Source organism: Alphaproteobacteria bacterium HT1-32, assembly GCA_009649675.1.
In the GTDB taxonomy this organism is placed as follows: Bacteria; Pseudomonadota; Alphaproteobacteria; order Rhodospirillales; family HT1-32; genus HT1-32.
Genome location: WJPL01000003.1, coordinates 408,023 through 422,082 on the forward strand (window position 1 = coordinate 408,023; position 14,060 = coordinate 422,082).

Genomic DNA, 14,060 nt, shown 5'->3' on the forward strand with positions numbered 1-14,060 from the left:
GGAGTTCACGACATGCCCTACAGCAATCCCGAAGCACTGGTCAGCGTTGACTGGCTGGCCGCCCATATAGATGCCCCGGATGTACGCGTCATCGACGCCAGCTTTTATCTGCCGACCGAGACACGTAACGCAGATGCGGAATATGCCGAAGGCCATATCCCCGGCGCCATTCGTTTCGATATCGAGGAAATCTGTGATCCGGATTCCGACCTGCCGCACATGCTGCCCAGTCCGGAGATGTTCTCCAGCCGGGTACGCAATCTCGGTCTCGGCGACGGTATCCGGATCATAGCCTACGACCAGAAAGGCCACTGCGCTGCTGCTTCCCGCGCCTGGTGGATGTTCCGTGTCTTCGGCCATCACGATGTTGCCGTACTGAACGGCGGACTGCCCGCCTGGAAAGCCGCAGGACATGCGGTCGAACAGGATCAACCTGTCCTGAAGCCCCGGCATTTCACGGCCCGTTTCGACAGCACCATGGTACGCAATTACGATCAGGTGAAACGCAACATTGATGCCGGAAAGTTCCAGACCGTCGATGCCCGGACACGCGGCCGATTTGACGGCACAGCCCCTGAACCCCGCAAGGAACTGCGCAGCGGTCATATCCCGAAATCCCTCAGCCTCCCCTACGATCAGCTGATCGACCCGGCGACACAGAAAATGCTGCCTGCCGGGGAACTGGAGAAACGGATTGCAGATGCCGGTATTGATCCGAACCGACCGATTGTCGCCACCTGTGGTTCCGGTGTGACAGCCTGTGTACCGGCACTGGCGCTTTATCTGCTCGGACACAGGAATGTCGCCATCTATGACGGTTCCTGGACGGAATGGGCCGGACGACCGGACTCGCCGATCCTGCCATGAGCAGCGGCGACAAAACTGCGGCGAATAACCGGATTGCGTTCACCCGGACCTATCTGGAAATGACAGATATGCCAACCCGCGCCAGCCTTCCGGCTCCCGCAGGTCGTGTTGCCCTGATGCGCTGTCACAAGCCAACACTGGCTTTCTATCGCTTTCTGTATGGCGAGGTCGGACGTAACTGGCTGTGGTATGAACGCCTGCTGCTCGACGATGCTGCCCTGCTCGACCTGATCCGCCGGGAGAATGTCGAGATTTACGTCCTCTATGTGGATGGTGGTCCGGCCGGATTTACTGAACTGACATTCGACCCTTCAGGCGATTGCGAGATCAGTTATTTCGGCATGATGCCTGATTTCGTTGGCGGCGGTTATGGCCGTTACCTGCTGAACTGGGCGATTCATTATGCCTGGAGTGCAAAGATACGCCGCCTGTGGCTCCATACCTGCACCATGGACAGCCCAAGGGCACTGCCCTTCTATCAGCGGGCCGGTTTCCGGGCCTATCACCGTGAAGAGCTGGAAGTAGCGGATCCAAGGCCGATCATGTCGCAATTCGGACTGTCCCCGGACCCATAGCATTCGAAACGGTCATCAGGGCTATTGTTCCGGCTGTCGTGCGGTGAATCGTCTGAATTTCTCTGATGACGTTCTGAAGGCGATTGCGGCAGGACAGAAGCCAGCGGATACTCACCATATGTCGGGGAATGTCATCAATCTGCGAAAGGCGCGCAAACAAAAGCAGCGCCGGGACCGCGAGGCCGAAGCTGAAGCCAACCGGACCAGACACGGCCAGCCAGCGTCCTTGCGCCGTGCGTCAGAAAAGCAGAATGAAACGGAACGCAAACTGCATGAAAATCATCGCCTGAGCACACCGGAGAAGCCCGGCATCTAGTGAACGACCGGCTTGGAGCTTACCGTCGGAGTGCCAACATCGCTGGTTCTGGCCTTCTCTGTCGACAGATCCAGCCCCCAGTCCATCTTCTTTGCTGAGTTCGCCAGCAGGTCACAGAACAGATAGACCATGCGAAGGTCCATCGACGTCACAAAGTCGCGCTCCTTGCCAAAGCGCAGCGTTACCTGCAACAGCCCTTCCGGGTCGGGACCGCAGGTGAAGGAATGAACCACCAGCGGATCTTCCCCGTGCGGATACATCAGGTCATCCTGCTTGAAAGGCTTCTTCGGGTTATTAGTCTGAACCGCGTTGGACTGCTGAAATTCCATTACAGCTTTCTTCGAGACCGGGTTCTGCTGCGCCGCCACTTCCGGGCGTCGCTCGATCACCTTCATCATTGCCAGCCAGAGATGATTCGTTGCCCGTCGGGTCAGCCACATCTTGACCCCTGAGCGGTCCTTGCGACTGACATTGATCAGCACCCGGTCCTCAATCATGGAATAGGCAGCACCAATCTGGTCGATCCGCTGGGTATAGAGGTTGCTGCGCTGCTTCACCGTAACCGATTTCGCAGCAGGCTGCCGGACCTCCACGGTGACTGCCGGGGTCTTTCGCGATGACGTTGACACCTTACCTTTGGTCGAGCGGGTCGCTGGCTTCTTCCGGGTTGCCGGTTTAGCCGCAGGTTTATCAGCTTCGGCCACCGTCTCGGCCGTCTTTTTTGCCGCTGTTTTTCCTGCGGTTTTCTGTCTCGTCGCCGGAGCTTTCGCCGTACTGTCGGGTTTCGCTTTTGTCGCCCGTTTGCGCCGGGGTTTCGGCTTTGATGCAGTGATCTCAGCCTCTGCGGCATCGGCTTCCACCGCAGCCGGAGTCTTCTTCGCCGCCGCAGGTTTGCGTTTGCGGCTTTTGGCCGGCTTTTTTGCTTCAGTTTCAGCAGGCTTTTCTGCCACGGAGAGATCATCCACCGGGGGGCTGTCTTCGCCCTTCGGCTTGCGACGGCGTGACGTGCCGCCCTTCGGTTTGGCTGGTGATTTGCGAGGCTTGGTCGCCATGTCACAAAAGTCCCGGTTGCATGCCTATACGAATGCCAAGATGCAGCCCCTGCCGCAAGTCCCGATACGCATCGACAGCGAACAAGATCAGCACAAACAGCAGAGTACTGACAGGCTTTCCCGGCCATTATCGTCACTAGATTGAAAACTTTCCCGAAAAGGCCTTTTCACACCGGGAAACCTCTGGTACTTCCACAGCCCTTCCGTGGGGGCCCGTAGCTCAGTTGGTAGAGCAACTGACTTTTAATCAGTTGGCCACAGGTTCGAATCCTGTCGGGCTCACCAATATTTCCAAAGGCTTAGGATGATTTCTGAGAAATCTCCTAAGCCTTTCGATTTTCTGGGTAAGCAATAGGTAAGCAAGCTGCCTGACAGTCCCGGCGCAGTCGGCGGGCAGGCAAACTTGCCAGAGCCTTTCCACCTCCGAACATAAGTCCCGAAACGTCACAAAAATGAACGCCCTGCGCGAACAACATCAGCACCGGGTTCAATCTTGACACTTCCTATTATATCTATATTTCATGATATATGGATAACTATGATGCTCTCAAAATCTTTTCCGCTTTATCCCAGCAAACGCGGCTCGACGTCTTTCGTCTTCTTGTGAAAGCCGGGGCGGAAGGTGCTTTGTCCGGCGAGATCGGTGACCAGCTGGATGTTCGCCAGAACACCATGTCGGCCAATCTCGCCGTTCTGCTGAATGCCGGCCTTGTCCGCAATGAACGGCAGGGCCGGACAATTCGCTATTATGCTGATTTCGAGGCGGTGCGCGGCCTGCTTGCCTTCCTGATGGAAGATTGTTGCGGGGGAAATCCGGAAATCTGCCAGCCAATCATTGATCAAATCGCCTGTGCCTGTTGAGGAAACGATGACTGACAAAACGATGGATACCCCTGCTATCGGTATTTTTGAACGATGGCTTTCAATCTGGGTCGCCCTGTCAATTACGCTGGGAATCGTTCTCGGCCAGATGTTTCCGGCTGTTTTTGAACTGCTGGCCAGTCTTGAATTCGCCCACGTCAATCTGGTGGTCGCCGTTCTTATCTGGGCAATGGTCTATCCGATGATGATCTCCGTTGATTTCAGCAGCATTGTCCGTGTTGCCGATCAACCGAAGGGGCTGATGATTACGCTTGTGGTCAACTGGCTGATAAAGCCCTTCACCATGGCGGCGCTGGGCGTGCTGTTCTTCAAATATCTCTTTGCCGGATACATGACCCCGGGCGATGCCGACTCCTACATTGCCGGGCTGATTCTGCTGGGGGCAGCCCCCTGCACAGCCATGGTTTTTGTCTGGTCCCAGCTCACCCGGGGCGATGCGAACTATACCCTTGTACAGGTCAGTGTGAATGATCTGATCATGATCTTTGCCTACGCCCCGATTGTGGCTCTGCTGCTTGGTGTGACCGATATTCCGGTGCCGTGGGACACGCTGGTTCTGTCCGTTGCACTCTATGTTGTCGTGCCCCTGATTGCCGGCATTGTGACCCGCAGGATATTGCTGGGCGACCGCAACAATATCGCGGCGGTGTCAGACTTTACCGCCAGACTGAAACCGTTCTCGGTTATCGGTCTCCTGACGACAGTTGTGCTGCTGTTTGGCTTTCAGGGCGGCGTGATCCTCGCTCAGCCGGTTCTCATCCTCCTGATCGCCATACCCTTGCTACTGCAATCCTACGGTATTTTCGCGGTCGCCTATGTCGCAGCCTGGATCATGCGGGTTCCGTTCAGGATTGCCGCACCCTGCGCGATGATCGGTACATCGAATTTCTTCGAACTGGCCGTCGCCGTCGCAATCAGCCTCTTCGGGCTGAACTCCGGTGCCGCACTGGCAACCGTCGTCGGCGTCCTGGTGGAAGTACCGGTAATGCTGTCTCTGGTCGCCTTCGCCAACAGAACCCGGAATCATTTCCCGCAGAGCTGACCCCGGAATGCCCGATTAAGGGCATCCCGGCTATGAAAGCCTCAGACCCGGTCGAGCAGTGCCGTCAGATGGGCCGCAATCACCCCCGGTACTTCCAGCGGGGTGAAGTGGCGGACGTTGGGCATCACATGCAGGGTTGAGCCGGCAATGCCCTTGTAGAGCTCCTCAGCCATAACCACGGGCGTGGCGTAGTCTTCCTCGCCCACCAGGATGGTGGCCGGCATCTGGAGAATTGCCATGGTCGCTTTCTGGTCACAGCGGCCCAGCATGCGGCAGGATTCGGCATAGGCTGCGGGGTCATTGGCGACAAAGACCTCGATCGCTGCGGCCACCTTGTCCGGATTGCTCTCAATGAACTTCTCGCTGAACCACCGGGATTTCTGAAAACCGATCATGCTGGCCATGCCTTCGGTCAGGCCCTTGGTCGCACGCCCTTCCCAGGCGTCAACCGCCTCCGGGCCATAACCCGCAGTCGTGTCGATCATGCCCAGTGCCCGGGTACGTGACGGGTGACGACCAGCGAAAGTGAGGCTGATGCAGCCCCCCATCGAGGCCCCGGCAATCGCCGTCGACTCCCAGCCAATCTGGTCCATAAGCGCCGCCAGATCGTCTGCCATCTGCTCAACCGTATAGGGACCGGCCGGTTTCGATGAGCGACCATGCCCGCGGCAGTCAACCGCCAGCACTTCGGCGCTGGCCGCCAGTCCCGCCGCTGCGGTTTCCGCCCAGAAATCGGCGGTCATGGCCAGCGAATGCACCAGCAGGATACGTCGTTCCGGATTCGGGTTACCCCAGATCTTGTAGAAAATTTCCGCACCATCGGACATCGGGGCCCGGCCTTCGCGTACAGTCATATCAGTCATCAGCCACGGTCTCCCTGATCTTCAGCTGGTTGCGAGAGCCGCACGGGCGCGCTCGTAGAATGAAAGGTCGAGATATTTGTCGATATCGCTCAGAACGTCTCCGCCACCATAACGGGAACGGAGATCCAGCACGGTGCTGATACCATCGCGCAGAATGGCCCCGTCCGGGGTCAGGCCGGATGCCGGCGACAGCAGGCTTTTCATCACCGCCGGCAGGGCCTGCGGCTTGATCGCCGGCATCTTTGCTGACAGCAGGCTTGCCGCCGCATCATGGTTCGCCGGGTCCAGTACCCACGCAAGCCCCCGGAGATAGCCCTTGAGATAAGCCTCGACAGTTGCCGCATTGGCCTGGGCCCAGGACTGTTTCGCCGCAACAATGCCGCCCTGATAGCTGGAGGTCACATCGGCGCTGCTGGCGATGATCGGAAACCCGGCATTGCGGGCAATGCTGGTGAAAGGCTCAATCCCCAGTGTCGCTGCATGCACGCCGTCGCGCACCGACTCCCATCGTGTTGGGGTCGCACCGACAGGAACCATCGGGCAGTCTTCAATCCGCAACCCGGCCTTCGCCAGCATCTCGTAAAGAATGAAGGCAAAACCGGTCGCCAGCGCATCCAGTGCCAGACTGCGTCCCTTCAGATCAATGATGGTCTTGATATCCTTTGCCGCGATCAGGCCAAGTTCGATCTGGGTCGCGCCCATCAGTGCGACGAAATCCACGTCACCCTCAATGCTGAACGCCCCCTGCCCCTCGCGATAAGCCACGACATTATCGAAAGCTGTCATGGCAATATCGAACTCGCCCGCATTCAGTTTCTCGAACTGAAAGACGGAACTGGGTGTCGTGGTCAGGTCAACCGCGACCCCTTCCTCTGCAAAATATCCCTGCTCGATGGCGGCAAAAACCGGCAGGTTCGGTGCGCCCGGAAAGGCAATGATGCGCAAAGGCGTCAGATCGGCTGATGAGGTCACTCGGTATCTCCTTGTTTCGCTTTGGCGCCGTGAATGGCCTGCCATATCTTGTGGGGGGTGACTGGCATCGACATGTCCTCAACCCCGTAGGGGCGAAGGGCGTCAACGACGGAATTGACAATCACCGCCAGCGCCGGTGTCGTTCCGCCCTCGCCGCCCGCCTTGATACCCAGCGGATTGGTCGGTGACAGAACTTCGGCAATCTCGGTCTCGAAGTCAGGCAAGGCATCCGCACGCGGCATACCGTAATCCATAAAGGAACCACAGAGCGGCTGACCCGACTGCGGATCGATGTAGGAATGCTCCCACATTGCCTGGCCGACCCCCTGCGCAATACCGCCATGGGTCTGGCCATGGACAATCATCGGATTGATACAGCGCCCGACATCATCAATCGTGAAATAGCGGGCAATGGTCGGCACGCCCGTATCCGGATCAATCTCCATCTCGCAAAGTGCTGCACCGTTCGGGAAAACCGGCTGATGCATCTCGTTTGTCCGGGCGGCGAACAGCTGGCCATCCTCGCTGACCTTCGCCAGTTCGACAAGACTGATGGTCTGATTGGTACCGGGGATAGCAAAATGTCCGTCATCGAACTCAACAGCCTCCGGAGGCGCTTCAAACAGGGTGGCAGCCTTGTTTCGGGCATCTTCCAGCAATTCTTCAGCTGTCTGCAACATCACGGTTCCGGCATGTCGCATGGAGCGGCCGGAATGCGATCCACCACCGACGCTGACAATATCCGTATCACCCAGCACAATGGTCACGGTTTCAACCGGCACACATAAAACCTCAGCCACGACCTGCGCAAAGCTGGTCTCATGCCCCTGCCCGCTCGGCTGTGTGCCAATGACAACCGAAATATCACCGGAGCCATTCACGGTAATCTCAGCCCGCTCCTTCGGCGATCCGGTGGAGGACTCAACATAATTCGCAAAGCCCCGTCCCAGCAGCATCCCGCGTGATTCCGCTTCCCGGCGCCGGGCCTCGAAACCATCCCAGTCAGCCATCTCGATAACGCGGTCCATATTCGCTTCGTAGGTACCGCTGTCATACAACGCGCCAACCGCATTTCGGTACGGCATGGCGTCTGCCGGGATCAGGTTGCGACGACGCAGTTCAATGATATCCATATCCAGTTTGCGTGCCGCCATCTCGACAATCCGCTCAATTGCGAAAGTCACTTCCGGGCGACCGGAACTGCGATAGGCCTGGGTTGGCATTGTATTGGTGAAAACAGCCCGCGCCCGCATGGTTGCGACCGGAATATCATAGGTTCCCGTCACCAGTGCCGATCCCTTGCCCAGCGGTGACAGCGAGACGCAGCGCGCGCCGACATTGCTGATGTTATCAGCCCGCAACGCCAGAAACCGGCCATCCTTGTCGAGCGCCAGTTCAACATGGCTCATCAGGTCACGACCCTGATAATCGCTGAGAAAAGCCTGCGAACGGGTAGCCGTGAACTTGACCGGCCGTCCGACCTTTCGCGCAGCCCACAACACCAGTCCGAATTCTACATAGACCCGGTTACGGGTGCCAAAATTACCGCCGACATCATAGGACAGCACCTGCAGGCGATCCGGGGCAACGCCGAGCACCGTCGACAGCTCATGCTTCTGACGCACCGCGCCGCCACTTCCCGCAATCAGGACGTAGCGCCCGCTGTCCGGATCGTAGCTGCCGATCGCCGCACGCGGTTCCATCGGTACACCGGTAACCCGGTCGATATGAAAATCGGCGGAAACCACATGTGCCGCCGTCGCAAAAGCGGCATCCGTCGCCTCAACATCCCCGAACGTGGTATCGATCAGCAGATTGCCGGAACGGTTTTCGTCCCAGACCGACGGCGCATCCCCCTCAAGGGCATCATCAGCACGGGCAACATGTGGCAATTCCTCGTAATCCACGTCGACCAGTTCTGCCGCATCCAGTGCCTGATTGGCTGTCTCTGCGACGACAATGGCCACCGCTTCACCAACATGCCGCGCCTTATCGGCAGGCAGAAGATAATGCGGCCCGATGAACACCTCACCCTTGTCAGGGGCCTTCAGCTTCATGTCATAATTCGTTGAAGGCACAGGGTTATGCGGAATCGGACCAAGCCCGTCCTCCAGCGCATCAGCGCCGGTAAAGACACCGAGAACACCGGGCGACGCCAGTGCCGCCGCCTTATCGACCCCAAGAATTCGGGCATGCGGATAGGGTGAGCGGACAATTGCCGCATAGGTCTGGCCGGGCTGATTGAAGTCATCCGTGAAACGGCCTTTCCCGGTCAGCAGGCGCGGGTCCTCCTTACGGCGAAGTGGCTGGCCGATATGACGGAATGCCTCGATCATGGATAACCTGATATTGCTCACGTGATATCGACCATCGGCTTGTTGATATATTCAGCACGGACATGCACATCGAGGACGTAGGCCGCTCCGGCTTCCAGCCGGTCCAGCGCCGTTTCAAGTGCCGCCGGCAGATCAGCCAGATCCGTGACCGGTCCCGCCGCTTCAAGCCCCTGCGCACGGGCAAGGGCAACCAGATCCGGTGCCGGACCTTCCATGCGCTGCCCGACAGGTGCGTTCTCAACCGGACGTCCCCGCCGTTCCGCGACGTGGATCTGGTGATTTTCGTCGTTGTAATAGGAATGATTGTTCGCAATCAGGAACAGGACCGGCAGTTTCAGCGTCACCGCGTTCCAGATCGCCGTCAGGCCCATGGTGTAGTCACCATCCCCCAGGATCGCCACTGTCCGCCGGTCGGAGCCGCTTTCACGCAGTCCCAGCGCCACACCGACCGCAATCGACGTCCCCGCCCCAAGACCACCACCGCCGGTATGACCGAGGAAATCGAGCGGATGTTCGATGACATTCGCATTTGTCGGCCAGCCCAGCGGACGCCCTGTAATGGTCAGGTTGCGTCCTTCACTGGCAATGGCATAGGCATTGGCAAGGTCCATCAGGCCGATTTCCCCGGATGCGGCTGGCGCCGTCACCGGGAAGCTGCGGGGAGCGGCCTTCTCTGCCGTACGGCCCCGTTTTTCCAGTGCCTCGATCAGACGACGGACACCGGTTTCAGGAACGGTCGCAATATTCAGATCAAGTGCCGGAAGCCCGCCATAATCCATATTCCAGCCACGATGAATCTGCACATCATTGGATATACCGATCACCGGCGGACGCGGCGAACCCGGCGGGAAGGCAAGTTTAATGGCATTACCGGCGTCCAGCCAGTCGAGCATGATAACAGCATCGGCTTCCTGAATAGCCTGCATCACACGCCCTTTCAGTCGCCAGCCGGTTTCGCCGACGAAGGCGGGATGTGAGGACGGGAACCCGGCCGGAAGCTTCATATGGGTCGTTGTCCGGGCACCAAGTAATTCCGCAAAGCGCACGCGATCTGCCCAGGCACCCTCGTCACGGCTTGACCGGCCACAGAAGATGAACGGCCGCTTGGCCTTCATCAGAATGTCTGCCGCCTGTTCGATATCTCTAGCGTCCGGCTCCGGGTCACGCGGGGCCTGAAACAGTTCGATCGGATCCAGATCCGGATAGGACTCCAGTTCTTCTTCCTGAACAGACACATCCAGATTGACGTATACCGGTCCGTTCGGACGGCTGTTCGCGATCAGTGTACCCCGGCGAATCGCCTCGACTGCTGCAACCGGAGAAGCCGGCTGGTCGTCCCATTTCGTATAGCCACGCACCATGCCACCCTGATCGATAGTGGTATGAATCCATTCAATCCAGGGTCGCCGCTGCGCCGCATCCACCGGGCCTGTCGCCCCGACCAGCAACATCGGTGTGCGGTCACACCAAGCATTGAAAATTCCCATGCTGGCATGCATCAGCCCAACATTACTGTGCACAGCCACGGCCAGCGCCTTGTCCGTAACCTTGGCGTAACCCTGAGCAATACCGACCGCATGCTCTTCATGCATGCAGACAATCATCTCCGGCTTTGTGTTACCGAGATAATTGACGATTGAATCATGCAGCCCACGAAAACTCGCGCCCGGATTGAGACAAATATACGGGAAGCCCTGTTCACGCAGCGCATCAGCAATGACATCACTGCCGTAAATCGGCGCATTGCTCAGGTTTGGCGGGGTTTCGGTTTTATTGGACTGACTCATTGAGCGAGGCTCCTGAAGCGAGTGGATATGTTGTGAATTAGATCAATCGGCCACTGAACGACCGCAGGCCGGGCAGAAGGTCGCCCAGATAGGATTGTGGCCAGGGAACGTGCAGCATCAGGTGAAACAGGCCGTAAGTCGCAAAGCTGAACAGAACTGTGATAACCAGCGCCTTCAGAGGCCGGGTTTCCCCCTGCAACACCATGTAGGCAAAGACATAGAGAACCATCGCCGGCAGCATGCCGATCAAAGGCACTGCCAGAATCAGCCCGACAGCCCAGGCGGCCTGTACCAGGGTTCCGGACAATGGCAGCGCATCTGACATTTCCTTCAGCGGAGGAATACGCCCCATCACGGCGAAAATTCCGAAAAACCCGGCGGCAATAAGACCGGCAACAGCGACAGCCTGCGGCAACAGTTTTGCGGACAGCTCCCAAGGGCTGGAAGAGACGATGACATAGATCATCATCGCAATAACCAGCACCCAGAGTGTCAGATCAGCAACCAGCATACCGCCCCGCGCATGCGGACCGAAAGACGCTTTCCCGGCCACGGACATGCCGGAGGTCTTGCTGTCACTGCCTTTCGCCGGGGTTTTCATAAATCGCCCGACCAGCGGCTTGAACAGCATCAGCGCCATCACCGCGAACAACACCATCGGGATTGGCTGCAACATCCAGTCGACGCCATAGCGCAAATGCGAAATGAACAGGTAGTTCTCGACCAGCCCGCCAAGCACAAAACCCAGAATCAGCGGCGGACGCGGCCAGCCGAGACGCTTCATGACCCAGCCAAGCGTGCCGATCGCCAGCAGCAACAGCAGGTCGCCATAGTCCTTAGACCCCTGATAGGCGCTGACCACCATGATACCAAATACCAGCGGAACCAGCATTCCCGGACGAACACCGGCAATTTTGGCGAACTTGTCGGCAAACATGAAACAGGCACCGGCACCGAGAATATTTGCCAGCGCGACCGTCCAGATCAGGGTGAAAGTCATATCCAGATGCTTGTCGAGCATCCCCGGCCCGGGCGTAATCCCGTGGATCAGAAAGGCACCGAGCAGCAATGCCATAGAGGCCGATCCGGGCACGCCGAATGCCAGCGTCGGAACCAGCGCCCCACCTTCCTTTGCATTGTTCGAACTCTCGGAGGCAATAACGCCCCGCACATCGCCCTTACCGAAGCTTTCCGCAGCGCCTTTCTCGGTTCTGGCCGCGTAACCATAGGCAACCCAGTCAATAACCGACGCCCCCATACCGGGAATGGCACCCAGCACGGTCCCGATGCTAGAGCAGCGAAGCACCAGCCACCAATTTTTCAGAACGTCCCGGACACCTTCAAGCTGTTGCCAGGCTTTCGGCTTTCCCGCACCTTCCGCAATTGCCTTTTTCGAGGTTGCAAGATCAATGATCTCGGGAATTGCGAACAGACCAAGCGCCAGCGGGACCAGCGGCAGGCCGTCCCAGAGATAAATCATATCGAAAGTCCAGCGGAGTTCACCCGTCTGCGGCTCATCACCAATTGTTGCCAGCAGCAGGCCGAGAGCAGCCGCAACGATCCCCTTGAACAATGCCCCGTGGCTGAGTGCGACAACCAGAGTCAGGCCAAGCAGGCACACCGCCAGCAGATCAGGCGTTCCAATCGACAGCATGAAGGGGCGCAGCAAGGGTATGGTCAGGGCCAGAACAAACGCCCCGAACAGGCCTCCCGCGACAGAGGCTGTAAAAGCCGCCCCGTAGGCCCGGCCCGCCTGACCATTCTTTGCCATCGGATGGCCATCAAGAACGGTCGCCGCGGAACCAACCGTACCCGGCACACCAAACAACACTGCCGGGATGGTATCCGATGTCGTCGTTACCGACTGAACACCGACCAGAAAGGCCAGTGCCGTATAAGGGTCCATTGAGAATGTCAGCGGCAGCAAAAGAGACAGACCGACCAGTCCGCCAATGCCGGGAATGACACCAATCAGCAGCCCCAGAAAGGTCCCGAATGCAACGAACATTAACCGGTAGGGCTCGGTAATTATTCCGAGCGCCTGCGTCGCTGCATCAAGAATCATCTGGCTTCCCTAACCCCATCCGGTTTCCGCGACATTTGGTCGCCAGCAGCCTTGTTCGCTGCATTTTACCCCATTGATGATTGTAATAATGTATGACAATATGACTAGCAAGAAAATTTGGCTCTCCGGCGAAAGCGGCTGTAATCCGCGTTCACTGGCGAATCCGGTTATTCTTTCAAATGATCAAAAATGACCTGAAGGTCATGAACCATATTCCCGGGAGGAATGACGATGCGAGTATCTGGACTGATTAAGGCCGGCGCCGCGGCGCTGGCCCTGTTTGCGGCGGCCACACCCGGCGCAGCCATGGCGGACGTCGCCGATCTCTACAAAGGCAAAACCCTCACCATTCTCATCGGCCATCCGCCGGGAGGCTCTTACGATCTGTATGCCCAGCTGACCGCCGCACATTTCAGCAAATTTGTTCCCGGCAACCCTGATGTCATCGTCCAGCACATGCCGGGCGGCGGCGGCCGCAAAGGGGCTGCTTTTTTCTATAACAAGACAGCACCTGACGGCCTGACCGTCGCCGTTCTGCCGGACACGCTCGGACATATTCAGCTGCTCACACCGAAACGCGCAGACTGGGATGCCAGGAATTTTCGCTATATCGGGCGTTATGCCAGTGCGAACTCCGCATTTGCGATCCGGAAAGGTGCGCCGGCACAGACAACAGACGAAATGGCCCACAAGGAAACGATTGTCGCCTGCACCGGTAAAGCGGCCCGCAGCGCACAGATGCCGGCACTGGTCGAGAATGTCCTCGGCTACAAGTATCGCCTGATATGCGGCTACAAGGGATCTTCCGCTTCCAAGATCGCCATGCTGCGTGGTGAAGTCGATATGTTCTCGGCAAACTGGGCAACCTTCAAAGCCAACGACACTGACGCCATTGCCGACGGCACGATCAAGATCGTCATGCAGGCTGGTGTCGACCGTGACCCGGATCTGCCGGATGTCCCGCTGCTGCAGGATCTGACCGATGATCCGAAGGCCAAACGCCTGCTGCGTTTTGCATCCTCGGCTGCTCCGCTTGGTCGTTCCATGATGGCCGCTCCGGGCACACCGGAAGAGGTTATCACCGCACTTCGGAAGGCTTTTCAGGAAATGGTCAAAGACCCTGACTTCCTTGCAGACGCTGCCAAGCGCCAGGCCATTATTGATCCGGCAACCGGCGAAGCGATGGAAGCCGTTAATGCTGAAATCATGAGTGCCGATCCGGAACTGGTCGCTGCGACCATTGCCGCGATGGATACTTCAAAAGCATCAGAAAAGGCCAACTAGACCTTCTCTCAATTTGGTT

12 protein-coding genes and 1 tRNA gene are annotated in these 14,060 nt (G+C 58.1%); 7 read left to right on the forward strand and 6 right to left on the reverse strand.

The window, feature by feature from the left end; all coding sequences use genetic code 11:
• The first annotated feature begins 12 nt into the window (after nt 1–12).
• Genes sseA through GH722_17315 form a run of 3 tightly spaced genes read left to right on the forward strand, consistent with a single transcriptional unit; the run spans nt 13 to nt 1,758 of the window.
• Complete coding sequence (gene sseA / locus GH722_17305) at nt 13–867, forward strand: 3-mercaptopyruvate sulfurtransferase (GenBank protein ID MRG73531.1); 855 nt, start codon at nt 13–15, stop codon at nt 865–867.
• Nucleotides 831–1,442, forward strand: a complete 612-nt coding sequence (locus tag GH722_17310; GenBank protein ID MRG73532.1) for a GNAT family N-acetyltransferase — start codon at nt 831–833, stop codon at nt 1,440–1,442. The genes sseA and GH722_17310 overlap by 37 nt, the downstream gene beginning before the upstream one ends.
• 43 nt (nt 1,443–1,485) lie before the next feature.
• Nucleotides 1,486–1,758 carry a DUF4169 family protein gene (locus GH722_17315; protein MRG73533.1) on the forward strand — a complete coding sequence of 91 codons (273 nt, stop codon included), beginning with the start codon at nt 1,486–1,488 and terminating at the stop codon, nt 1,756–1,758.
• On the opposite strand, the gene GH722_17320 is transcribed toward GH722_17315, so the two are convergent.
• On the reverse strand, nt 1,755–2,810 hold the full coding sequence (locus GH722_17320) for a hypothetical protein (protein MRG73534.1): 1,056 nt from the start codon (nt 2,808–2,810) through the stop codon (nt 1,755–1,757). The genes GH722_17315 and GH722_17320 overlap by 4 nt on opposite strands.
• Nucleotides 2,811–3,019: 209 nt before the next feature.
• Between GH722_17320 and GH722_17325 the strand changes: the two genes are divergently transcribed.
• From GH722_17325 to arsB, 3 genes are all read left to right on the forward strand, one after another.
• Nucleotides 3,020–3,095 (forward strand) — tRNA-Lys (locus GH722_17325).
• Nucleotides 3,096–3,338: 243 nt separating this feature from the next.
• Nucleotides 3,339–3,671: a metalloregulator ArsR/SmtB family transcription factor gene (locus GH722_17330; protein MRG73535.1), complete on the forward strand. Its 333-nt coding sequence runs from the start codon at nt 3,339–3,341 to the stop codon at nt 3,669–3,671.
• Between the two features lie 7 nt (nt 3,672–3,678).
• Nucleotides 3,679–4,734, forward strand: coding sequence for an ACR3 family arsenite efflux transporter (gene arsB, locus GH722_17335; protein ID MRG73536.1), 1,056 nt, complete (start codon nt 3,679–3,681; stop codon nt 4,732–4,734).
• Between the two features lie 41 nt (nt 4,735–4,775).
• Here the strand turns inward: arsB and GH722_17340 are convergent, their stop codons facing one another.
• Genes GH722_17340 through GH722_17360 form a run of 5 tightly spaced genes read right to left on the reverse strand, consistent with a single transcriptional unit; the run spans nt 4,776 to nt 12,754 of the window.
• Nucleotides 4,776–5,597, reverse strand: a complete 822-nt coding sequence (locus GH722_17340; protein MRG73537.1) for an alpha/beta fold hydrolase — start codon at nt 5,595–5,597, stop codon at nt 4,776–4,778.
• Nucleotides 5,598–5,618: 21 nt separating this feature from the next.
• The gene (locus GH722_17345; GenBank protein ID MRG73538.1) at nt 5,619–6,614 is read right to left on the reverse strand and encodes an ABC transporter substrate-binding protein; all 996 of its coding nucleotides are present in this window, start codon (nt 6,612–6,614) and stop codon (nt 5,619–5,621) included.
• Entirely contained in the window at nt 6,566–8,905 is a 2,340-nt protein-coding gene (locus tag GH722_17350; GenBank protein MRG73539.1) for a molybdopterin-dependent oxidoreductase, read from the reverse strand. Before GH722_17350 ends, GH722_17345 begins: the two co-directional genes overlap by 49 nt.
• 17 nt (nt 8,906–8,922) lie before the next feature.
• The gene (locus tag GH722_17355) at nt 8,923–10,692 is read right to left on the reverse strand and encodes a thiamine pyrophosphate-binding protein (GenBank protein ID MRG73540.1); all 1,770 of its coding nucleotides are present in this window, start codon (nt 10,690–10,692) and stop codon (nt 8,923–8,925) included.
• 37 nt (nt 10,693–10,729) lie between these two features.
• Nucleotides 10,730–12,754 carry a hypothetical protein gene (locus GH722_17360; protein ID MRG73541.1) on the reverse strand — a complete coding sequence of 675 codons (2,025 nt, stop codon included), beginning with the start codon at nt 12,752–12,754 and terminating at the stop codon, nt 10,730–10,732.
• 228 nt (nt 12,755–12,982) lie between these two features.
• Here GH722_17360 and GH722_17365 point away from each other — a divergent pair, with 228 nt between their 5' ends.
• Complete coding sequence (locus tag GH722_17365) at nt 12,983–14,041, forward strand: hypothetical protein (GenBank protein ID MRG73542.1); 1,059 nt, start codon at nt 12,983–12,985, stop codon at nt 14,039–14,041.
• Nucleotides 14,042–14,060 lie beyond the last annotated feature (19 nt).